Here is a 21,257-nt window from a genome sequence, read left to right on the forward strand (position 1 = left end):
CAGCGTTTAAATAACACTCCCACAAAGGAAGTTCAAACAATCTCCGCACTCAAACCTGCGCGCAAAAGTCCGCTGCACCGGGGCTCCAAATCCTTATATTCCCCGGTCTTGACCGTGCACTTACCATTATAATGTACAATTAGGGAGCATTGCTCAGCCTGTTCGGGCGTATGCTCGCAAACATCCATAAGGGTTTCGATCACGTGGTCGAAGGTGTTGACGTCATCGTTAAAAACAACAATTTCGTTATGTTTTACCGTTTCTTCCTTAAGAAGAACTTCTTCCAATACTTTCTCTCTCGTACTCATGACAAATTATTTTCCTTGAATACCCTAAAATACATATTTTACGGCAACCCAATGGTTCTTTTGGAGGTTTTTTTCGAATTTGAGTCCATTTTCCGCGCATTTTTTGGATAGTATGGGGAGGTCTTCCGCATAAAATCCACTGACATAAAGCGTTCCGTTTTCCCTTAGATTTTGGATATAAATAGGGATATCCCCCACTAAAATATTCCGGTTGATATTGGCCAATATACAATCATATTTTATATTGCCCAGCAAGCTCGCGTCCCCTTCGTAAACATTGATTTGCGAACAATCGTTTCTTGCTACATTTTCCATGGCATTGAGATAGCACCAATTATCGATATCGATGGCATCGACATGTGCCGCACCTTTCATGGCAGCAAGAATGGCAAGTACGCCGGTACCACTGCCCATATCCAAAACGGATTTCCCTCGGAAATCATGGTCTAAAATGAATTGCAGCATCATGTGGGTGGTTTCATGATGGCCGGTGCCAAAGCTCATTTTGGGTTCGATAACGATATCGTAATCCACATCGAATTTCGTATGAAAAGGGGCACGCACGGCACATCGATTGTCGATTTGGATGGGATTGAAATTGTGCTCCCAAGTCTCGTTCCAATTCTCTTGGGCGATTTCCTTGAAAGTATGTGAGATATCGAATTGGGCACTTTGTAAAATCCGGATCGTTTCCAAGATCTGTTTATTCCATTCCTCTTTTTGGATATAGGCTAGAATACCCTCGTCGTTCTCTACAAAACTTTCGAAACCCGCCTCGCCAAGTTCTGCGATCAGAATGTCGGATGCGGGTTGCAAAGGTTTAATTTGGAAGCTATATTCGATATAGGTGGACAAGGTTTCTCGTTGAATTTTAAAGATTGCGGGCAATCAAATTGCCTCAATAATGGCAACAAAATCATCCGCTACCAAGGATGCCCCACCGATGAGTCCGCCATCGACATCGGGTTTTGAGAAAATCTCTTCGGCATTGGCTGGTTTTACACTTCCACCATATAGAATAGACACATTAGTAGCGATTGAAGTATCATACGCGTCGGTAATGGTCTTGCGAATAAAAGCGTGCATTTCCTGCGCCTGTTCTGGTGATGCGGTCTCTCCAGTACCAATGGCCCAAACCGGTTCGTAGGCCAATATAATGGATGTCCATGCTGACGCATCCAAAGAAAAAAGGGCGTTTTTTAACTGGGTTTCTACGACATTAAAATGGTTTTCGGATTTTCGATCATCGAGTTCCTCGCCGAAACAGAACATGACGCGCATATTCTTTTTTAAGGCGGTTTTTACTTTTTTGGCCAAAATTTCATCGGTTTCCCCAAAATAGGCCCGTCGTTCGGAGTGGCCGATGATAACGGTATCGATACCGATATCCAACAACATATCGGCGGAGATTTCCCCGGTGTAGGCACCGCTTTCACCGAAATGCATGTTCTGGGCAATCACCTCTATGGTCGAGGATTCCAATTGCTTAACGGCCGACTGTAGGTTCACAAATGTCGGGGCGACCATGACCTCTGCCTGGGTGTCCGGTAATTTTGCGGCCAGTTCAGTGAGCAACGCCTCGGTTTCGGCCGAATTTTTGTTCATTTTCCAGTTTCCTGCTACTATCTTACTTCTCATTTTTTGTGTGTTTAAGTTTTCTTCCTGCATCCCTTGCCTCGTCTTTAGGCTAATCTGAGACTCTTTATAAATCCTATAAAATTACTATTTTGTGAATTTACAAAGCTTTACAGTATATGGCGAATAGGTTCGCAGCGACTTTCGTTAAAATTCCAGTTCATCCAAATCGTTGTAGTGTACTTTTTGTCGTATCGTTCCTTTTTCCAAGACCAACGCTCCCGGATTGGAACGTACTATCGTTTTCAAGGTAGTCTCATCGGTAAAGTAAAATTCAAAGTCCAGCTTATGATCTTTTATCAGTTTTGAGGTTTGCTGGTCGTTTGAAGCGGACATCCCGATTACGGTATACCCTTTCTTCAAGGCAACGTCCGTTATTTTCTTTACCTCCGAATAGATATCTTCATTGGTCTTTGCCAAGTCATAGGCGATAACCATGACCAATTTTGGCTCCTGCAACAGTGAAAGGGCAAAATCTTCACCTTCCTGTTCAATTGTAAAATCGTGAACGGGCGGCTCATATCCCTTTTGTACCTCTGTAGTTTCCACATCGATAAACTCACCGTCAACGGATGGGTAATCCCCTTGGGTCACGATTATTTTCTCCTCGCCGTCTACCTCAAATCGCCACGCATAATCGTAAATCGGTTTCGGCGCATCTTCCGGAACGGTCATTCCATCCTCGATATTGGCACCGATCTTATAGGGTCGGAAGTCTATGACGGGCAGATGGTTGAGCACATAGTAACCATATACAACGCAAAATACAACGGCGACCAAGGTGATGACCCGAATCGTATTCGATCGGAACAAGGGCGTTATGAATCTTCTACCAACAAATAAAATAATAATCAATACCAGCAGAATAAGATCCTTGGTAAACGATTCCCATGGGGTTAATTTGATGGCATCCCCAAAGCAGCCGCAATCGGTGACCTTGTTAAAATAGGCGGAATAAAAGGTCAGGAACGTAAAGCCGACAATCATTATTAAAAGGCTCCACACCGTAAATTTAACCCGAAAACCCAATAAGAGGATGACGCCTAACAGGACTTCAAAAATGACTACAAAAAGGGAAATGGCCAGCGCATACGGCTCCAAGAATGGAAGGTCGAGCACGCCTTGACTAAAGTATTCCCCAAGTTTGAACGAAAAACCAACGGGATCGTTCAGTTTGATCAGGCCGCTGATTATGAAAAGAATGCCGACTAAGATTCTGCTTATGTTTACTATGTACTTCATTGTTTTAAAATTCCTACTGAATAGTTTATGGGTTTATACGATTTATAAGTTTGTGGGGTGCTACCGGATTTTTCATGGCTGTGTAAACCCCTAATCTCATAAACTCATCAACTTTTCAAATGTATTAGTGCAAAAACCGCGTAATTCACCATATCCTGATAATTGGCATCGACCCCTTCACTAACGGAAGTCTTGCCTTTATTATTTTCAATCTGTTTTACCCGCAACAACTTTTGAAGAATCAGATCCGTTAACGAGCTGACCCGCATATCGCGCCAGGCTTCGCCGTAATCGTGGTTCTTGTTTTCCATCAAAGCTTTTGTGGCAGCTGCGTGCTTTTCATAGAGCTGGATGGCCTCTTTGGTAGAAAGGTCGGGCTGTTCGGCAACGCCTTTTTCCAATTGGATAAGGGCCATAATGGAATAGTTGATAATACCGATAAACTCCGAACGCTCGTCTTCATCCACTTTACGGACCTTGTTTTCCTGCAAACCTCGTATGCGCTGTGCCTTGATAAAAATCTGATCGGTCAACGAAGGAAGTCTCAGAATACGCCAAGCGCTGCCGTAATCTCCCATCTTTTTTTGGAAGAGCTCCCGACAAATCTCCATCATCGCATCGTATTGCCCGGAAGTATTTTGCATAAATGAATTTGGATTGCTTAAATTTCGTCCGTTTTCCCGAACCGGCCAAAGTTCGTGTTTTAATGTTTGTTAATCAAGTCATGTCCAAATCATTTATGACCATCAATTGCAAAGGCCACCTCATCGACCTGACCCATCCCAAGGTAATGGGCGTTTTGAATATCACTCCGGATTCCTTTTATGATGGGGGGAAATACAAGGATGAAAAATCGATTTTGTCCCAAACCGAAAAGATGTTGAACGAGGGCGCTACTTTTATCGATGTGGGGGCCTACAGTTCACGGCCGGGCGCGGATTCCGTTTCAGAGGATGGCGAGTTGAACAGGATTCTTCCAATAGTCGGAATGCTGCTCAAAGCATTTCCAGAAATCATTCTGTCCATAGACACCTATAGAAGCAAGGTGGCCGAAAAATGTCTAGAAGCCGGTGGGGCCTTGATCAACGATATCTCCGCAGGAAAGCTGGACGAAAAAATGCTCGCAATCATCGCAAAGCACCAAGTACCTTATAGTATGATGCATATGCGGGGCACACCGAAAACCATGCAAAAGCAGACCGAGTACGAAAATATTTTGGTCGATATCCTAAAGTATTTTTCCGAACGCATCGCACAAGCCAGAAAGCTCGGTATTATTGATATTATCGTCGATCCCGGATTCGGATTTGCCAAAACCCTGGAACAGAACTATGAACTGCTTTCAAAATTGGCCCTGTTTCAAAACGTGGACCTACCCATCTTGGTAGGACTCAGTAGAAAGTCGATGATTTATAATGTCTTGGATACGACCCCTGAAAACGCGCTGAACGGCACAACCGCCCTGAATATGGCTGCGCTCATGAAGGGGGCCACTATTTTGCGGGTTCATGATGTCAAGGAAGCCATGGAATGTATTACACTTGCAGAACGATTGATAGAGATGCGATGGTAGGCAGTATTGAGTTACAGAGACATAAAATCTTTTTGTTCTAAACCTATAAACTCCCCTGTGCTGAGCGCAGTCGAAGTATAAACTTTTTCCTAAATTTACAAAAACCCCTACGGATTGGATTTTCTTGATTTTCTTGAGTTTCGTATTACCGATGTCCTTGACATTATCTTGGTAGCCATTCTTCTATACTACATCTACAAATTGGTACGCGGTTCCGTCGCTATCAATATATTTATCGGAATTGTCATCATTTGGGCCTTTTGGAAGCTTACCGAACTACTCGATATGGAGATGATCAGCAGCATGGTCGGCGGTTTTATGCAGGTCGGACTTATTGCCTTGATCATCGTGTTCCAGCAAGAGATCCGTAAGTTTCTTTTGATGGTCGGTTCTACCAATTTCGCCAACAAACGAAATTTTCTCAAGCACTTTAAATTTTTAAAAACCGAAAGCATCGGCACAAGTGTCAATGTCGACGCCATTATTTCGGCCTGTGAGAAAATGAGCATGACCAAGACCGGTGCTATTATCGTGATAGAACGAAACAATTCGCTGGATTTCGTAAAGTCTTCGGGAGATCAAATGTATATCGAGGTCAACCAACCGATTATTGAAAGTATTTTTTTCAAGAACAGTACCCTGCACGATGGGGCCGCCATCATCCAAAATAATTATATCGTAGCAACACGGGCTATTTTGCCCGTGTCGAACGAACGCAACATTCCTCTTCGCTTTGGCCTTCGCCACAGGGCGGCGGTCGGCATCAGCGAAAAAACCGATGCACTGGTTCTGGTAGTTAGCGAAGAGACGGGAAATATCTCGTACATTAAAAATGGGGAATTTGTCGACTATGAGGGGCCGAAGGAACTGACTTCTATGTTGAAAGATGATTTAATAGATTAAGCTACTTCCTCGGCCAAAAATTGCGCCTCATAAAGATTACTGTAGTATCCGCCTTGTTTAAGCAGCTCTTTGTGCGTGCCGGTCTCTACGATTTTTCCGGCATCCATGACGATGATTCGGTCGGCTTTTTTGATGGTGGCCAGCCGGTGGGCGATGATGATGCTCGTGCGGCCTTCGGTGATTTTTTCCGTGGCGCGTTGAATCAACTGTTCGGAATAGGTATCCACTGAAGAAGTGGCTTCATCAAGCACTAAAATACTGGGATTGCTAACGTAGGCGCGTAAAAAAGCGATCAATTGGCGCTGTCCACTTGAAAGCATGGAGCCCCTCTCCTTGACGTTGTATTGGTATCCACCGGGAAGACTGACGATGAATTCATCGACCAAAATCTCTTTGGCAGCGGTTTCAATACTTTCCAAACTAATAGATGGGTCTTTAAGGGAAATATTGTTCGCAATGGTGTCGGCGAACAGAAAAACATCCTGTAATACCACGGCAATATGGGAACGTAAGGAGGTCAATTTAAAATCCTTGATATCGACCCCGTCTACTTCGATGCATCCGGAATTGATTTCGTAGAATCGGCTGAGCAAGTTGATAATCGTAGATTTTCCTGCACCCGTGGCTCCTACTATGGCAACGGTCTCCCCAGCTTTTACCTCGAAAGAGATTCCGTGAAGGACTTCCTCATCCTCCAGATATCCGAAATGGACGTCCGTAAACTTGATATGGCCACGAACTTCTTCCTTATCTACGGTACCGACATCCTGTATATTACTATCGGTATCCAAAATACGGAATACCCGATTGGCCGCGACCATACCCATTTGTAGGGTATTGAACTTATCGGCGATCTGCCGCAAGGGGCGGAAGAGCATGTCGATCAGCAGAATGAAGGCAAAAATGGTTCCGAAATCCTCCCGGGCCAAGTTGGAGACGTTCAGCAGACCGCCATACCAAACGATAAGCCCTACGGCAATGGAAGAAACGATTTCGGCAATAGGAAAAAAGATGGAGTTGTACCACACCGTTTTCAGCCAAGCGTTCTGGTGCTTTTCATTGATGGACCTAAATTTGTCGCTCTCGATTTTTTCACGGGTGAACAACTGTACGATTTTCATGCCCGTGATACGCTCCTGTACAAAGGAATTCAGGTTGGAGACCTGTGCCCTGACCTCAGTAAAGGCAACTTTCATCGCCTTTTGGAACTGTCGGGTGGCATACATAATTATAGGAAGAAGCACGAACACGATCAAAGCCAATCTCCAATTCATGTAAAGCATTACGCCAGCGGCAACGAACATTTTGAGCAAATCGGCTACGATTTGAAAGAAGCCCTGACTGAAGATTTCTCCGATCCGCTGCATATCGGCCACGGCCCTAGTGACAAGCACCCCCAAGGACGAGTTGTCAAAATACTTCATGCGAAAGCCCAACATGTGCTGAAAAAGGTTGACCCGAATATCTTTAATGACCGATTCGCCCAACCAATTGGCGTAGTAATTAAAGCCCAACTGACTGACCACTTGGCCCAGAAGTACCCCGAGCATGGCCAAAGTCATGTATAGCAATTTATCGGCGTTGGCCTGCTTTATGGCATCGTCGATAATCTGCTGCAAGATAATGGGAGTCAGCACCGCAAAGACGGACAAAAGTATGGCGGCCAAGGCGACGCCATAGAATGTCAATCGATAAGGGCGTGTCTTTTCCAACAAGCGGTTGAAGAGTCGTAGATCGAATGCTTTTCCGGTATCCTTATTATCCATGCTTTTCTAAAATCTCATCGGGGTATCGAACCGAGGTCAAATATAAGCCTTTTGCGGGTACTGATGTGCCTGCTTGCGACCGGTCCTTACTATTTATAATCCTTTTAACATCAACGACCGTGCGTTTGCCATGACCGACCTCCAACAAGGTGCCGACAATGGCCCGCACCATATTGCGTAAAAAGCGGTCGGCGGTTATAGTGAAGACCAGCTTGTCGCTTTTCACTTCCCAAACGGCCTTTTTAATGGTACAAAGATAGGTCTTGACATCGGTGTTCGACTTTGAAAAGCATTCGAAATCCTTATACTCAAATAGCACTGCTGCCCCTTCGTTCATTCGTTGTACATCCAAAGGATGTTTTATATAGTGGGCATGGTCGGAATAAAAGGGATTTTTTTCTTGAACTACCCAATATTCGTATGTTCGTTGAACGGCATCGAATCGGGCATGGGCATTATCAGATACTTCGAAGATCTGCCCGACCGCAATGGCTTCGGGAAGCAAAGCGTTCAAGCGGTACACCAGATTTGCCTGCTTTTTTATTGTTTCTGCTTCGAAATGGGCGAACATCTGTTTGGCATGTACCCCCGTATCGGTGCGCCCCGCCCCTACCGTTTCGATAGGCCTTCTTAAAAGTGTGGATAAAGCTTCATCCAGCACCTGCTGCACCGTTATCGCATTGGGCTGTTTTTGCCAGCCATGGTAGAGTTTCCCGAAGTAGGAAAATTGGATGAAGTATCTCAAATCGATTCTTTAGTTTTGTGGAAATGCAAAGATACTGAAGATTGGTTGGATGCTCGATGCCCGATGCTCGATGTTTGAATTGGAATAAAGGATTTTACGGACATCGTGCCAATGGTACAATTTATTAGCCACTCCTTAACTTATAACTCATATTTAAAGAATGACCCGAATCTTACTCCTCTCCGATACCCACTCCCACATGGACGAAAATATCCTCAAATATGTCCGTCAAGCGGATGAGATATGGCATGCGGGCGATATCGGAAGCTTGGCCGTGACCGATGTCCTTCAAAAAATAAAGCCGGTCCGAGCCGTTTATGGAAATATTGATAATAAGGACATTCAAATGGAATTTCCTCTGAACAACCGATTCAAATGCGAGGAGGTCGATGTTCTGATGACTCATATCGGAGGCTATCCTCCAAAATACAATTCCCGTGCAAAAGACTTGATCGGAGAAAATACGCCTAAACTTTTTATATGCGGCCATTCCCATATTCTTAAGGTGATGTGGGACAAAAAACTAGGCGTCTTGCACATGAATCCCGGTGCCTGTGGCAAGCATGGTTTTCACCAAGTTCGGACCATGTTGCGTTTCGTTATCGATGGGAAGGAGATCAAAGATCTGGAGATTGTAGAACTCGGAAAGCGGGGCGGGTGAGACACCATATGAAAGGAAGGGAACAAAAAAATACCAAAAAGAACTGCCCTATAGCAGGTTATATTGGTGTTAGTTGAACACATAGCCTAATAACCAATACAGCACAATGAATGCAATCAGGGCAAAACAGCCACATTTTCCACCGCTTAACTTTTTAGCGCCCCAGCCGGCCAATAAGGCTCGTAGTATTTTTTTCATTTTCTCAATTTAAAGTTTAATTCAGTGTGGTGTTACCCCTGTTTAGGCGGCCCAAGCCTTGTTCTTTTTCACTTGGTTTTTCACTAAAACGATATCGGATGATATTACCTATGTCGAATGCCCAAAAACTAACCATTAGTCGTAAAACCGGGATAGCAAGTCATTCCCCCATCCACAAAAATCGTAGTGCCGTTAATGTATTCGGACTCGTCTGATGCTAGCCAACTGGCCACGCTACCGATATCTTCGGGCACCCCGATGCGCTTGTACGGAATTAATTTCAACATGTCCTCGGCACCTTCCTTGGTACTCCACACCTCTTTATTGATATCTGTTTTTACCGCACCGGGAGCAATACTGTTGCAGCGTATTTTTTGTGATCCGTACTCCTGACAAATACTTTGCATCAACATGGTCAAGGCGCCTTTGGTCGCCGCATAGTTGGCATGGCCCGCCCACGGAATCACCTCATGCACCGAACTCATGTGGATAATTTTACCCAATGATTTGGATATCTCTTTGCGCATCCCCCTTTTCAAGAATTCCCTGATGGATTCACGGGCGCACAAAAACTGTCCCGTTAAGTTCACATCCAACACCTTCTGCCAGGCATCTAGCGGCATTTCATGCAGAGGGTGGTCGATTTGAATACCAGCGTTGGCGACACATACATCCACGGTGCCAAAATGGGATATGGTCTTTTTGAACATGGCCTCTACATCATCCTCCTTGCTGACATCGCATTTAAAAACGATCGCCTCGCCACAATCGGAATGTTTGGATATCCAATCGGCGACTTCCTCAGCTTCGGCCGCACCGCTATGATAATTGACAACTATGTTTGCACCCTCCGTGCCCATCGCCTTGGCCACTGCCTTCCCGATACCTGAACTGGCACCTGTTATGATACAGGTCTGATTTTCTAGTCGTTTATTCGGTTTCTGCATGTTTCCTGTTTCCTATTTTTTATTTCCTATTCCATAAATGTATATAAAAAAATCATCCTATAGCTGGAATATCCGTTTGGAACAAAATTTTCGGCAAATGCATTCAAAAAAGGCCCGGGAAACTACCCCCGGGCCATACACACTAATACTACTAAGTAGATGTTGGTCTTATCGTAGACGATCCACAGATTTCACGAGATCTTCATCCTTCTTGATGGCCCTATTGGCAAGAACCAACAAAACGATAGAAATAATAGGAATCAGCATCCCAATACCCTTCTCCGAGACCGTGGTCTCTCCAGATAGATTTAGCGATCGGTAAACGAAAAATCCCAATAAAAAAAGATTCAATATGAGGTTCAGCCTGTTCAGCACAAACTGATTTTTTCTTTTCTTGTAAATAACTATGGCGATTAAGGCCAAAAATGCCGATAAATAAAAAGCACCTGAAACCAAAATATCGTTCTTTGCAAAGATAGCGGTTCCGTCGGCATCGGACCATAGGTTTACCCAAAACGGCAGTATACCCGAGATGAGCATCACGAAAAACAAATAAACGGTCTGAATTCTTTGGATCATGGAACGAATTAGGTTACGACGGACAAAAATACAGGCTTTTTGAAAAAAAACGTCGAGGTATTGAAAATAATTTGTAATATTGTAACGTTATAGGTTACAACACTTACCTCAACGGAAATCTTTCCTGCATAACATCCAATCGAATATTCACTTCTTGTTATTCTTATTTAGACACTTAATTTATATCATACTTAATGTTTGAAATTTCAGATTTAAAAGCAAAAAAGCTGCCTGAGCTTCAGGAAATAGCTAAGACCCTTAATGTTCCCAAATACAGGACCCAGAAAAAATTGGACCTGGTCTACCAGATTCTAGACCTACAGGCGTCTAATCCAAAAATCACCTCGGAAGTCGCTTCTGCGGATAATACCGAGAAAGCGAATCAGCCGAAACCGAAGCCGAAACCTAAACCACGGGCACCGAAGGCAAAAACAACTAAGGAAGATACCGACAAAAGTTCGTCCAATGCTTCCCCGAAGCCTTCCTCTAAGGATTCTAGGGATGCAAAAGACTCCAAGAATTCGGATACGGCAACAAAGGAAATCAAAAAGCCAAGACCGCGTCCACAGAATGCAAAGGCCCCTTCGGCCAAGAAAGATCAAAAAGACAACTCGAACCACAAGAGCCAGAACACCCCTAATAAAAATCCGCGGCATCAGAAAAGCAGTTACGATAAAAGTAACTACGATAAAGATCTGAAGAACCGTTATAAAGCGCCGGAATTCGAATTCGACAGTATTATTGAAAGCGAAGGGGTTCTTGATATTATGCAAGACGGCTACGGCTTTTTACGTTCTTCGGATTATAACTACCTCTCATCGCCCGATGACATTTACGTATCGCAGTCGCAGATTCGTTTGTTCGGCTTGAAGACCGGGGATACGGTTTTGGGTAATGTTCGCCCGCCGAAAGAAGGCGAGAAATATTTTCCGCTTATCAAGGTCAATAAGATCAACGGAATCGACCCACAAATTGTGCGCGATCGCGTTTCCTTTGAGCATTTGACCCCGTTGTTTCCACAACAAAAATTTAATCTTGCCGATCGTCAAAGCAATATTTCCACACGGATTATAGATTTGTTCTCCCCCATTGGAAAAGGCCAAAGGGGCATGATCGTTTCCCAACCAAAAACGGGAAAGACCATGCTGTTGAAAGCCATTGCCAATGCCATCGCGGCCAATCACCCCGAGGTGTTCCAGATTATATTATTGATCGATGAACGCCCGGAGGAGGTTACCGATATGCAGCGAAACGTACGTGGTGAAGTGGTCGCCTCTACCTTCGACAAGGAAGCTACCGAACATGTGCGCGTGGCCAATATCGTTTTAGAGAAGGCCAAGCGATTGGTGGAATGTGGCCACGATGTGGTCATTCTATTAGATTCCATCACCCGTTTGGCGAGAGCATATAACACGGTACAGCCCGCTTCCGGAAAAGTATTGAGCGGTGGTGTGGACGCCAATGCCCTGCACAAACCGAAACGTTTCTTCGGAGCTGCCCGGAATATCGAGGGTGGCGGTTCACTGACCATCATAGCTACGGCATTGACCGATACCGGCTCAAAAATGGACGAAGTTATTTTTGAGGAATTCAAGGGAACTGGCAATATGGAACTTCAACTCGACCGTAAGATCTCGAATCGAAGAATTTTCCCTGCCATCGACCTTACTTCTTCAAGTACACGAAGAGACGACCTTTTGTTGGATGACAATACTATTCAGCGCATGTGGATCCTTCGCAAATACTTGGCGGATATGAATCCGGTAGAAGCGATGGAATTCATTGAACAACGCATTAAACAGACCAAGAATAACGAGGAGTTCTTGTTGACGATGAACCAATAGACCGCTGTTGCGGCTAAGCCTAAAGGTATCACCCCGAGTGCAATCGAGGTGCCAAATCCCAAATTCCAAACCGCTCGGTTGGGAGTTTGGGATTTTTTGGGGCAGATATCGAACACAAATAGCATTAGTTATTCACCCATGTAGTATCGTAGTATTACCATATTCCATTTTATCCATTATGTGATTGGCGAGTGCCTGTTGTTTCCAAAAGCAGGTTTGAAAACCCTACTTCCTGAAAACCGGTATTTCTCTTTAAATTGTAAATCGATTCTTTACGATTTGTCATGACATTTTCGTTATTTTCAAATATATTTACCACGTAGACAAATTTCTTCCCCCGATTTTTGGTTCCCCCGAACCTGCCCGTCCCCCGCAGGTAGCCTTAGTATATTAAAATCTAACCTTAAAATCGTATGTTATGAAAAATGCTCAAAAGTTCGTATTCAAATTTGCTATGGCCCTAATTCTATTATTTGGGATTGTCGGTTGTGATGGTTTTGATAAATCGGCTAAGGAGAGTGTTGTCACTGCGGATGATGTCAAAGACATAATCATTTCCGACAATCAAGCGAAAACACAGTTCGATAATTACAGCGAATATCGCGGTAAAATCATTAAAATTTATGAAGATAACGGCAGAAAAATAGGCGACTCCCTTTCTCGAAACCCTCAATATAAGCAAGGCAAAAAAGAAGAAGATAAGGCGGGTATGCAAGCGGACGAAAAAGGATTTGTACCTGTGCAATACACCTATTATAAATATGATGAATTCAAAAAGTACTTAAAATTTATAGAACAAGAGACTAAAAAAGCAGGTGCCGATATATCGACCATACGCATTTACTTTGCGAACTACTCCGCAGATAATCCAGATTTCGACAAGCAAAAAAGAAATACGGTAATGTTCGTGCCGACCATCGCTATAGATGGGAATGAATCTGCCTATTATATTTCGGATGAGGGACAAGAGGGCAAACCAAGACCTTATTTACTTTCCGATTCTTTCGTAAGGGCAAATAAACCGGCCCCGACAAGCAGTCTAGAAACTCCAAAGAATACGAATGAGGCCAGCCTATTACCGAATTGGACCAATACGCCCACGCCATCTCTCTTTTTTGCGGAGCAGAGTGTGATAGGCAATGAAGGCAGTCGAAATCCTCCCAGATAATCGATAGTGGCCCTAGAACACCCTCATTATAGCTAAATATCATGGAGGAAAGCCTAATGCGTACGATACTGGAGATGGGATACATTCCACTTTATGCCATTACTCTTGCGGTCGCATTATGGCGGTATCCTAACTATTTCGATACCCCGTTACGCTTTGTACCCATACTATTTCTTTACACCTTTTTAAATGAGTTGCTTGGCGCTTTAATAATATCTGATGAAAATATAGCGTTAATTTTCAGCGACCTGGCGGATAATAGTATTATTTACAATCTGTACACTATTATTTCATATCTGTACTATTATTATGTCTTTTGGTCTTTTTCAAAGGATCACAGCTTTCTAAGAAACATTCGGTATGCGGCCCTAATTTTTTTAACATCCTGCATCATCAATGTATTTTTACAAAGTTTTGCATCCGATTCACAAACCTTGACTTATCTGGTAGGCGGATGCTTCTTGTTATATTGTACCATTTCTTATCTACGGTATTTTATTTCGCTTCCACAGCAATTTATAATTAAACAAAACTTTCTTTTCTGGATGAGTCTGGGACTTACCCTATTTTATATCGGATATCTTCCCATAAAAATTTTCTGGTTCTTTAAATTCATATATGGATTCAGCGAAAGTCCTTGGATACGCAGCATACATCTGATCCTTATATTTGCAATGTACATACTCTTTATTGTTGGATTCATTCGAATGAGGCGACCCCTTAGCAGAGCTGTCGAAATGTAAAAATATCCATTGAAATTTGCGTGGGGCTTTTTTTTGAGTACTTGAATTTCGAAAATAGGAATGCAATTTGCTTTCATCCCTGACAGTATTGCAGTCCAAAATCGACAATATTACAGGGTATTGCCTTATAACAGCAAATCTTTAGATTATCCATCTTCATTTATAAAAGACGCCTATTCTGGCTTAAACACTTAGTAATAGGTGCTAAGCGCTCATTGGATTGAAAATCATATATTTCGCCAAAGAAAATAGCAAACTTTATCCTGTTTTCCGGGTTTTCGTACGGTTATTGTTCCATTAGGTGTTGAATAAGTAACAAAACCTAAAAAACTTAAAATGAAAGTATTAGTTATAGGAGCTGGCAATATGGGATTGACCTATGCCGAGGCCATGTCAAAATCGAAACTGCTTAAGAAAAAGAACGTGATGATTTTGGACAACTCTCCCGAAAAAATTCTATCCCTTCAAAAAATTTCCCATTTCGATGTATTTGATAATATGGAGGATTGCCTTCCAGAGGCCGATTTAATTTTTATTGCCGTAAAACCGTACCACAGCGCAGATCTTTTTGCTAAGATGAAATCACTGATCAATCCGGGGCAAATTATTATTTCAATTATGGCAGGAATTACGATCGCTGCTATGAAAAATGCCTTGGGTATCCAGAAAGTGGTTCGGGCCATGCCCAATTTACCGGCACAGGTCGGAAAAGGGATAACATCGTATATGGCTTCGGATGAAATTAGCCGTATCGAATTACTGACCGTAGAAAACCTATTGGACACGACCGGGAAATCCATTCGCGTGCAATCGGAAAACTATATCGACGCCTCTACCGGCATTTCCGGAAGCGGACCGGCCTACGTTTTTTATTTTATGCACAGCATGATGGAGGCTGCCTTAAAAATGGGCTTTTCTAAAAATGACTCCAAAGTACTGGTCAGCCAGACTTTTGAAGGCGCGGTCGAACTGTTCAACCAGTCCGATCTTTCGCCCAATTCCTGGATGGATAAAGTGGCATCGAAAGGCGGCACTACCCGGGCAGCACTCGATTCTATGGATGACAATAATGTTAAGGACCTCATTGAAGAAGCCGCGTATGCGGCATTCAACAGGGCCGTAGAACTTGGTAAAGAAAAATAATATGTACAAGCAAAGAGTAGTAATTAAGGTCGGCACGAACGTAATGACCAACAAGGATAATCGGATCGTGCGACCCATTTTAAAAAGATTGGTCAAACAAATCGCCGAATTGTACGAAAACGATATCATGGTGGTCTTGGTTTCTTCTGGTTCGGTAATCGCCGGCATGGAAGTCATGGGAGATTGTCAAATTAAGGACAAAACCATTCGCAGACAGGTATATTCGGCCACGGGTCAGCCCCGTATGATGCGGCTGTACTATAACATTTTTCGGGATTACGGAATGAAATGTGCCCAAGTACTTGCTACTAAAAGGGACTTCAACCCCGGGATACACCGTGAAAACATGATCAATTGTTACGAGGGATTGATGTCCGAAGGAATCGTGCCCATCGCCAATGAAGACGACGCAGTTTCAGTGACCAATTCAATGTTCAGCGATAATGATGAACTGGCAAGTTTGGTCGCAGAGCTGATCAAAGCCGACAAATTCATTATCCTTACTGATATCGACGGTCTCTACACAGGGCACCCCGATGATGAACATACCGAAGTTATAGAAAACGTCGGTGTCGACGAAAATGTGGAGAAATATGTCAAAGAAGTCAAAAAAGGAGAGGCCGAAGGCCGTGGCGGTATGGGCTCGAAACTTAGTATCGCCAAGCAGACCGCCGCGAAAAACATTCCTACCTTTATCGCCAACGGAAAACGGGATAATATTATACTCGATATCGTGGAAGGCAAAAAGGTGGGTACTCGAATAATGGCGTAAGAGGATGTCGGAGTATAATTTTAAAAATAACAAAAGACATGAAAATACTGGATACTGAAATAAAAAATAACGTTTTGAAATCGATGATTTCGATTTTGGATAAAGATCGGAACAAAATAGTGGAAGCCAATAAAAAGGATTTGGATCTTTTCAAAAAAGACGACCAAGCGCTTTATGATCGGCTCGTCGTTACCGACAAAAAAGTAGATGACATGATCGCATCGGTGAAAGAAGTGATGGGTCAGGAAGATCCGGTCGGTAAATTAAAATCCAATCGCACATTGGAAAACGGACTCGAGATCAAGAACAAGACCGCCCCTTTCGGCACCATTATGATTATTTACGAATCTCGGCCCGATGTTACTATCGAAGCTGCCGTGCTGGCTTTTAAGGCGAACAATAAAATACTTTTAAAAGGAGGGAAAGAAGCCTATCATAGTAATAAGGTTCTCGAAGCCTGCTGGCATCGCGCCTTGGAGGAAAACGGATTGGATACGGATTGGATTCGACTGCTCATTATGGATCGGAAACAAACGCAGGCATTTTTGAAAAATCCGCCCGAAAAATTGGATCTTATTGTACCCCGCGGCGGTGAAAGACTGATTGCCTTCGTAAAAGAACACGCGCAATGCGCCGTGCTGGTGAGTGGACGTGGTAATAATTTTTTATATGTGGATGCCACTGCAGACTGGAAAAAAAGCCTGAATGTCATCCTCAATGCCAAAACCCAAAAAATATCGGCCTGTAACGCATTGGACAAAATTCTGATCGATAGCGCTATTCCCGATTATCCCGAAAAACTAAAAGAATTGGATACCTTTTTAACCAAAAATGGAGTATCCATTTTAGTGGATGAAAAAACAGGTTCCGTATTAGGGGAAAGATCCATCATTACCGATGAGTCGGTATGGAAGGAAGAATTCTTGGCCATGAAATGTTGCATTGGTACCGTAGATGGTCTGGAGGATGCTATCGAAAAGATAAATACCTATTCCGGGGGACATTCGACATCCATCATGACATCGGACAAAGATGCGGCCGTAAAATTCATGGAACAAGTCGATTCGGCCGCTGTTTACCATAACGCTTCCACCCGGTTTACTGATGGCGGTGCCATGGGAGTAGGCGCGGAACTGGCCATAAGTACCGACAAGCTGCACCATCGCGGTCCGTTGGGCCTCGAACAATTGGTCACCAACAAATACTATGTATACGGCGATGGCCAAGTGAGGGTTTAGTCTGGTGACACTACAAAATCAGTTCACCTAACCCCAACTGAAAAAGCCCCAACGGAATTTATCCGTTGGGGCTTTTCTATATATTCAAAATTATTCTCTTGACTATAAAGCCGCGACGTGCTTGGCCAACTTGCTCTTTAAGTTCGCCGCTTTGTTGTCATGGATGATATTGCGCTTTGCCAAACGATCGATCATACTGTAGACACTTGGCAACAAGGCCGATGCATCTTCCTTCTTCTCCGCCCCGCGCAATTTCTTGATTGCGTTACGCGCAGTTTTATGCTGATACCGGTTGCGAAGACGTACCGCTTCGTTTCTTCTGATTCGTTTTAAAGCCGACTTGTGATTTGCCATCTTATTTAATAGTTATTGCGTTACTTGGTCATTCGTTTCTCCGGTGTGAAATTAACAACGATCAATTCACAACACACAACTTATAACCCTAACTTGTTTATAGTAGCCCGTAGGGGAATCGAACCCCTGTTACCAGGATGAAAACCTGGCGTCCTAACCCCTAGACGAACGGGCCTTTCGCTGGTTATGAGTCTAGAGTCAAGAGCTATTAGTTGGTACACTTCATAATTCTTAACGCTGCACTCTTACCTTGTTCCAGTAGCCCGTAGGGGAATCGAACCCCTGTTACCAGGATGAAAACCTGGCGTCCTAACCCCTAGACGAACGGGCCAATCAAGAAACGAAGTTAGAAATACGTGATGCGAAATAAAAAACCATACCTCGTTCGTCGTACTTCTAACTTCGTACCTGTAATTGCGGATGCAAAAATACAATTATTTTTCACTATCGCAAGACCTCTCAAATATTTTTCGGAATTGTGGTCGGTTTAGTACGCTTTCGCGAACAACACCCGTCTTTCCGACCGTTTTCCGGTGACCATACAAAGGCCTGCTTCCCGTTCGTCATCTATGGGAATACAACGGATAGTGGCCTTGGTCTCATCCTTGATACGGTTTTCGGTTTCCAGGGTCCCGTCCCAATGTGCGGAAATGAATCCGCCTTTTTCCTCAAGTATGGTTTTGAATTCCTCATAGGTATCCACTTTTGTAATATGGGTATCCCTAAAATCGCGCGCCTTTTGATAGATGTTTTTTTGGATATCCTCCAATAAAAATTCAATTTTGGCAACTACCCCATCCATGGGCACGACTTCCTTCGTCAGGGTATCCCTTCGGGCGACTTCATAGGTGCCGTTTTCAAGATCACGCTGTCCGACGGCCAAGCGCACGGGTACGCCTTTCAATTCATACTCGTTGAATTTAAATCCTGGTTTATGGGTATCCCGATTATCGAATTTAACCGAAATTCCCTTTGACCGAAGCTCCTTCACTAGAGGCTTTATTTTTTCGGATATGGCATCCAACTGTTCCAATCCTTTATAGATAGGAATAATGACTACCTGTATCGGCGCCAGCTTGGGCGGCAGCACCAATCCGTTGTCATCGCTGTGCGTCATGATCAGGGCGCCCACCAATCGCGTCGAAACGCCCCAAGAGGTAGCCCAAACGTATTCTTGTTTACCTTCTTTGGTGGCGAATTTCACATCGAACGCCTTGGCAAAGTTTTGGCCTAGAAAATGGGATGTACCGGCCTGCAATGCCTTACCGTCTTGCATCATTCCTTCTATACAATAAGTTTCGACCGCACCGGCAAAACGTTCGCTTTCTGTTTTTAACCCCTTAATTACCGGCATGGCCATGTGGTTCTCGGCAAAATCAGCATACAGGTTCATGATCTTTTCGGCCTCTTCAATAGCTTCCGGCTCAGTAGCATGTGCCGTATGGCCCTCTTGCCAAAGGAACTCCGCGGTACGGAGAAACAGTCGCGTGCGCATTTCCCATCGCACAACATTGGCCCATTGATTGATCAACAGGGGTAGGTCGCGGTACGACTGTATCCATCTTCGATACGTATCCCAAATAATGGTTTCCGAAGTAGGCCTTACGATGAGTTCTTCTTCGAGCTTGGCATCCGGATCTACGATAATACCGCTGCCATCCTCTGCATTTTTCAGCCGATAGTGGGTGACGACCGCACATTCCTTGGCAAAACCTTCTACGTGACTGGCCTCTTTGCTCAAATAGGATTTGGGGATAAACAACGGAAAATAGGCATTTTCATGCCCCGTTTCCTTGAACATCCTGTCCAATTCCGCCTGCATTTTTTCCCAAATGGCAAAACCATAAGGTTTAATGACCATACAGCCCCTAACCCCGGAATTCTCGGCGAGATCGGCTCCTACCACTAATTCGTTGTACCATTTGGAATAATCTTCGTTTCGCTTCGTTAACCTTTTACCCATGTGTTGTAGTTTGGCATAAATCTTGCTCTTATTAACTAAAATAATTGGGTAAAACTACTTATTTTTACTAAGTTCAACAATAAAATTACTGCTATGATATATTCTATACCCGTTCCAAAAATCCGTATTTCGGCCCTTTTCGCACTCTCGGGCATCGTATTGGCCTCTTGTGGATCATATCAGTCCGCTTCCTATTACGACAACGATGGTATTTACTCCAGTGACAATCAAGTCACTGCTGAAAGACCCCAGCGAAAAGAAGCGAAAAAGCAAGAAACCGGCAATGAGGCTTATACGAACTATTTCGGACAGCAGGCCGCGCAATATGAAGAGATGCTAGATGGCGAAATCTTTACAGATATCAACTCGTATAGTAGCGACTCCGAAATGGAAAACGACAGTGTTCCGCAAGGCCAATTGACCGATTATTACGACAACGGTAACGACTATGCCGGCTATGCCGGTTGGGGAGATAATTCCACCGGCGTTACCATCAATGTATATGACAATAGCTGGGGCTTCGGTGGCTTCGGCTTTGGTTCACCTTGGCTTTACAACTCGTATGGCTGGGGCGGGTATGGCTTCGGATGGGGTGGCGGTTATTACAACCCATGGAGATACCGCTATAGCCCATGGGGCTGGGGCGGTGGTTATTATGGCTATGGTGGATATGCAGGGTATTATGGTGGCTATGGGTACGGAGGCTACGGCACTTGGTGCCCGCCTTTTGGCTACTACCGCGGTTACAACAACCGATACTATGGTTTCAACACCAATTACGGACAGAGAAGCTATGCTTACAATTCAACGCGCAGGGGCTACTACCGCAACACCAATTCCATTACGGGAGGTACTTCAAGATATGCTTCAAATAGCAGTTCGAACGTCAATCGGAACAGATCAACGCCACGATATAATACGGGTAGTGCAAGGGCAAGTACCAATAGAAGCTCTGCCGCACGAAGCTCGCGAAGCTATAGCGGTGACAGAAATAGCTCGGCCACATCGAGAAGAACTGTAGGTGTTGACCAGAATCGATCGTACCGCACAAGCAGAAGTACGCGGGCTGCCCCTAACTACAATCGTTCTTCGAGAAGTAGTCAAACCGCTAGAAGTGCTTCGCCCAATGGCACCTATAGAAGCAGTTCAAGCGCGACCCCCAGAAGTTCAACGTACCGCAGCTCGGGCACAAGAACCCAGAGGAGTAGTAGCACTTACCGAAGTTCTTCGCCACGAAGTAATAGCAATAATAGCAGCTATCGGTCATCAAGTAGTCGCAGTTCGAGTCCTAGTAGTAGCTACAGAAGTTCTGGAAGTAGTTCAAGAAGCTCGTCGGGCAGCGTTAGAAGTTCAGGAAGTTCCTCTAGAAGCTCTAGCGGTTCGTCGCGCTCTTCTTCATCGGGTGGAAGAAGAGGCAATTAGAATAAGAATCATCTCGTCCATAGGGGTCAAGTTTCAAATTTGAATGAATGGTC

General features: G+C 44.1%; 21 protein-coding genes and 2 tRNA genes. 9 read left to right on the forward strand and 14 right to left on the reverse strand.

Features of this window, described 5'->3' with window-relative positions; all coding sequences use genetic code 11:
• Nucleotides 1-32 precede the first annotated feature (32 nt).
• The 5 genes from BLT07_RS11635 to BLT07_RS11655 form a co-directional block, all read right to left on the reverse strand.
• Nucleotides 33-308 (reverse strand): ATP-dependent Clp protease adaptor ClpS, encoded by a 276-nt coding sequence (locus tag BLT07_RS11635; protein ID WP_091868834.1) that lies wholly within the window; start codon nucleotides 306-308, stop codon nucleotides 33-35.
• 24 nt (nucleotides 309-332) lie between these two features.
• Complete coding sequence (prmA, locus tag BLT07_RS11640; protein ID WP_091868835.1) at nucleotides 333-1,163, reverse strand: 50S ribosomal protein L11 methyltransferase; 831 nt, start codon at nucleotides 1,161-1,163, stop codon at nucleotides 333-335.
• Between the two features lie 33 nt (nucleotides 1,164-1,196).
• Nucleotides 1,197-1,946, reverse strand: coding sequence for a triose-phosphate isomerase (tpiA, locus tag BLT07_RS11645; protein ID WP_091869021.1), 750 nt, complete (start codon nucleotides 1,944-1,946; stop codon nucleotides 1,197-1,199).
• 144 nt (nucleotides 1,947-2,090) lie between these two features.
• Complete coding sequence (locus BLT07_RS11650) at nucleotides 2,091-3,185, reverse strand: BT_3928 family protein (protein WP_091868837.1); 1,095 nt, start codon at nucleotides 3,183-3,185, stop codon at nucleotides 2,091-2,093.
• A 107-nt stretch (nucleotides 3,186-3,292) separates the two neighbouring features.
• Nucleotides 3,293-3,829, reverse strand: a complete 537-nt coding sequence (locus tag BLT07_RS11655; protein WP_091868838.1) for a DUF1599 domain-containing protein — start codon at nucleotides 3,827-3,829, stop codon at nucleotides 3,293-3,295.
• Nucleotides 3,830-3,924: 95 nt separating this feature from the next.
• On the opposite strand from BLT07_RS11655, the gene folP reads away from it, so the two are divergent.
• Together folP and BLT07_RS11665 are read left to right on the forward strand one after the other, a co-directional pair.
• Nucleotides 3,925-4,758, forward strand: a complete 834-nt coding sequence (gene folP, locus BLT07_RS11660) for a dihydropteroate synthase (protein ID WP_091869023.1) — start codon at nucleotides 3,925-3,927, stop codon at nucleotides 4,756-4,758.
• Nucleotides 4,759-4,872: 114 nt separating this feature from the next.
• Nucleotides 4,873-5,661 carry a diadenylate cyclase gene (locus tag BLT07_RS11665; RefSeq protein ID WP_091868840.1) on the forward strand — a complete coding sequence of 263 codons (789 nt, stop codon included), beginning with the start codon at nucleotides 4,873-4,875 and terminating at the stop codon, nucleotides 5,659-5,661.
• Here BLT07_RS11665 and BLT07_RS11670 read toward each other — a convergent pair.
• Complete coding sequence (locus tag BLT07_RS11670) at nucleotides 5,658-7,427, reverse strand: ABC transporter ATP-binding protein (RefSeq protein WP_091868842.1); 1,770 nt, start codon at nucleotides 7,425-7,427, stop codon at nucleotides 5,658-5,660. The genes BLT07_RS11665 and BLT07_RS11670 overlap by 4 nt on opposite strands.
• Nucleotides 7,420-8,172 carry a tRNA pseudouridine(38-40) synthase TruA gene (gene truA, locus BLT07_RS11675; RefSeq protein WP_091868844.1) on the reverse strand — a complete coding sequence of 251 codons (753 nt, stop codon included), beginning with the start codon at nucleotides 8,170-8,172 and terminating at the stop codon, nucleotides 7,420-7,422. Before truA ends, BLT07_RS11670 begins: the two co-directional genes overlap by 8 nt.
• Nucleotides 8,173-8,332: 160 nt before the next feature.
• On the opposite strand from truA, the gene BLT07_RS11680 reads away from it, so the two are divergent.
• Nucleotides 8,333-8,833: a metallophosphoesterase family protein gene (locus tag BLT07_RS11680; RefSeq protein WP_091868846.1), complete on the forward strand. Its 501-nt coding sequence runs from the start codon at nucleotides 8,333-8,335 to the stop codon at nucleotides 8,831-8,833.
• 69 nt (nucleotides 8,834-8,902) lie between these two features.
• Here BLT07_RS11680 and BLT07_RS21575 read toward each other — a convergent pair whose 3' ends face one another.
• The 3 genes from BLT07_RS21575 to BLT07_RS11690 all read right to left on the reverse strand — a co-directional run bounded on the left by BLT07_RS21575 (nucleotide 8,903) and on the right by BLT07_RS11690 (nucleotide 10,557).
• On the reverse strand, nucleotides 8,903-9,031 hold the full coding sequence (locus BLT07_RS21575; RefSeq protein WP_262503249.1) for a hypothetical protein: 129 nt from the start codon (nucleotides 9,029-9,031) through the stop codon (nucleotides 8,903-8,905).
• Between the two features lie 128 nt (nucleotides 9,032-9,159).
• Nucleotides 9,160-9,978, reverse strand: a complete 819-nt coding sequence (locus BLT07_RS11685) for an SDR family oxidoreductase (protein WP_091868848.1) — start codon at nucleotides 9,976-9,978, stop codon at nucleotides 9,160-9,162.
• A gap of 168 nt (nucleotides 9,979-10,146) precedes the next feature.
• A complete protein-coding gene (locus tag BLT07_RS11690; protein ID WP_091868850.1) occupies nucleotides 10,147-10,557 on the reverse strand; it encodes a DUF4293 domain-containing protein in 411 nt (136 codons plus the stop codon).
• A gap of 194 nt (nucleotides 10,558-10,751) precedes the next feature.
• Between BLT07_RS11690 and rho the strand changes: the two genes are divergently transcribed.
• The 5 genes from rho to BLT07_RS11720 all read left to right on the forward strand — a co-directional run bounded on the left by rho (nucleotide 10,752) and on the right by BLT07_RS11720 (nucleotide 17,465).
• Nucleotides 10,752-12,401, forward strand: coding sequence for a transcription termination factor Rho (gene rho / locus BLT07_RS11695; RefSeq protein ID WP_091868852.1), 1,650 nt, complete (start codon nucleotides 10,752-10,754; stop codon nucleotides 12,399-12,401).
• A gap of 418 nt (nucleotides 12,402-12,819) precedes the next feature.
• A complete protein-coding gene (locus BLT07_RS11700) occupies nucleotides 12,820-13,569 on the forward strand; it encodes a hypothetical protein (protein WP_091868854.1) in 750 nt (249 codons plus the stop codon).
• A gap of 1,079 nt (nucleotides 13,570-14,648) precedes the next feature.
• Complete coding sequence (gene proC, locus BLT07_RS11710; protein WP_091868858.1) at nucleotides 14,649-15,455, forward strand: pyrroline-5-carboxylate reductase; 807 nt, start codon at nucleotides 14,649-14,651, stop codon at nucleotides 15,453-15,455.
• A gap of 1 nt (nucleotide 15,456) precedes the next feature.
• Nucleotides 15,457-16,227 (forward strand): glutamate 5-kinase, encoded by a 771-nt coding sequence (proB, locus tag BLT07_RS11715; RefSeq protein ID WP_091868859.1) that lies wholly within the window; start codon nucleotides 15,457-15,459, stop codon nucleotides 16,225-16,227.
• A 38-nt stretch (nucleotides 16,228-16,265) separates the two neighbouring features.
• A complete protein-coding gene (locus BLT07_RS11720) occupies nucleotides 16,266-17,465 on the forward strand; it encodes a glutamate-5-semialdehyde dehydrogenase (RefSeq protein ID WP_091868861.1) in 1,200 nt (399 codons plus the stop codon).
• Between the two features lie 102 nt (nucleotides 17,466-17,567).
• Here BLT07_RS11720 and rpsT read toward each other — a convergent pair whose 3' ends face one another.
• From rpsT to proS, 4 genes are all read right to left on the reverse strand, one after another.
• Nucleotides 17,568-17,819: a 30S ribosomal protein S20 gene (gene rpsT, locus BLT07_RS11725; RefSeq protein WP_091868863.1), complete on the reverse strand. Its 252-nt coding sequence runs from the start codon at nucleotides 17,817-17,819 to the stop codon at nucleotides 17,568-17,570.
• A gap of 103 nt (nucleotides 17,820-17,922) precedes the next feature.
• Nucleotides 17,923-17,994: transfer RNA gene (locus BLT07_RS11730), tRNA-Glu, on the reverse strand.
• Between the two features lie 84 nt (nucleotides 17,995-18,078).
• Nucleotides 18,079-18,150: transfer RNA gene (locus tag BLT07_RS11735), tRNA-Glu, on the reverse strand.
• A gap of 156 nt (nucleotides 18,151-18,306) precedes the next feature.
• Nucleotides 18,307-19,782 (reverse strand): proline--tRNA ligase, encoded by a 1,476-nt coding sequence (gene proS / locus BLT07_RS11740; protein ID WP_091868865.1) that lies wholly within the window; start codon nucleotides 19,780-19,782, stop codon nucleotides 18,307-18,309.
• 93 nt (nucleotides 19,783-19,875) lie between these two features.
• On the opposite strand from proS, the gene BLT07_RS20755 reads away from it, so the two are divergent.
• Nucleotides 19,876-21,204: a hypothetical protein gene (locus tag BLT07_RS20755; protein WP_139205139.1), complete on the forward strand. Its 1,329-nt coding sequence runs from the start codon at nucleotides 19,876-19,878 to the stop codon at nucleotides 21,202-21,204.
• The last annotated feature ends 53 nt before the right edge of the window (nucleotides 21,205-21,257 follow it).

It is taken from the genome of Pricia antarctica (genome assembly GCF_900101815.1).
Classification (GTDB): Bacteria; Bacteroidota; Bacteroidia; order Flavobacteriales; family Flavobacteriaceae; genus Pricia; species Pricia antarctica.

Bases quoted from the DNA above. Each gene is read 5' to 3' on its own strand.
- BLT07_RS11635 (WP_091868834.1), bottom strand. From the start codon at position 308: ATGAGTACGAGAGAGAAAGTATTGGAAGAAGTTCTTCTTAAGGAAGAA.
- tpiA (WP_091869021.1), bottom strand. From the start codon at position 1,946: ATGAGAAGTAAGATAGTAGCAGGAAACTGGAAAATGAACAAAAATTCG.
- BLT07_RS11650 (WP_091868837.1), bottom strand. From the start codon at position 3,185: ATGAAGTACATAGTAAACATAAGCAGAATCTTAGTCGGCATTCTTTTC.
- BLT07_RS11655 (WP_091868838.1), bottom strand. From the start codon at position 3,829: ATGCAAAATACTTCCGGGCAATACGATGCGATGATGGAGATTTGTCGG.
- folP (WP_091869023.1), top strand. From the start codon at position 3,925: ATGACCATCAATTGCAAAGGCCACCTCATCGACCTGACCCATCCCAAG.
- BLT07_RS11670 (WP_091868842.1), bottom strand. From the start codon at position 7,427: ATGGATAATAAGGATACCGGAAAAGCATTCGATCTACGACTCTTCAAC.
- BLT07_RS11680 (WP_091868846.1), top strand. From the start codon at position 8,333: ATGACCCGAATCTTACTCCTCTCCGATACCCACTCCCACATGGACGAA.
- BLT07_RS21575 (WP_262503249.1), bottom strand. From the start codon at position 9,031: ATGAAAAAAATACTACGAGCCTTATTGGCCGGCTGGGGCGCTAAAAAG.
- BLT07_RS11685 (WP_091868848.1), bottom strand. From the start codon at position 9,978: ATGCAGAAACCGAATAAACGACTAGAAAATCAGACCTGTATCATAACA.
- BLT07_RS11690 (WP_091868850.1), bottom strand. From the start codon at position 10,557: ATGATCCAAAGAATTCAGACCGTTTATTTGTTTTTCGTGATGCTCATC.
- rho (WP_091868852.1), top strand. From the start codon at position 10,752: ATGTTTGAAATTTCAGATTTAAAAGCAAAAAAGCTGCCTGAGCTTCAG.
- BLT07_RS11700 (WP_091868854.1), top strand. From the start codon at position 12,820: ATGAAAAATGCTCAAAAGTTCGTATTCAAATTTGCTATGGCCCTAATT.
- proC (WP_091868858.1), top strand. From the start codon at position 14,649: ATGAAAGTATTAGTTATAGGAGCTGGCAATATGGGATTGACCTATGCC.
- proB (WP_091868859.1), top strand. From the start codon at position 15,457: ATGTACAAGCAAAGAGTAGTAATTAAGGTCGGCACGAACGTAATGACC.
- BLT07_RS11720 (WP_091868861.1), top strand. From the start codon at position 16,266: ATGAAAATACTGGATACTGAAATAAAAAATAACGTTTTGAAATCGATG.
- rpsT (WP_091868863.1), bottom strand. From the start codon at position 17,819: ATGGCAAATCACAAGTCGGCTTTAAAACGAATCAGAAGAAACGAAGCG.
- proS (WP_091868865.1), bottom strand. From the start codon at position 19,782: ATGGGTAAAAGGTTAACGAAGCGAAACGAAGATTATTCCAAATGGTAC.
- BLT07_RS20755 (WP_139205139.1), top strand. From the start codon at position 19,876: ATGATATATTCTATACCCGTTCCAAAAATCCGTATTTCGGCCCTTTTC.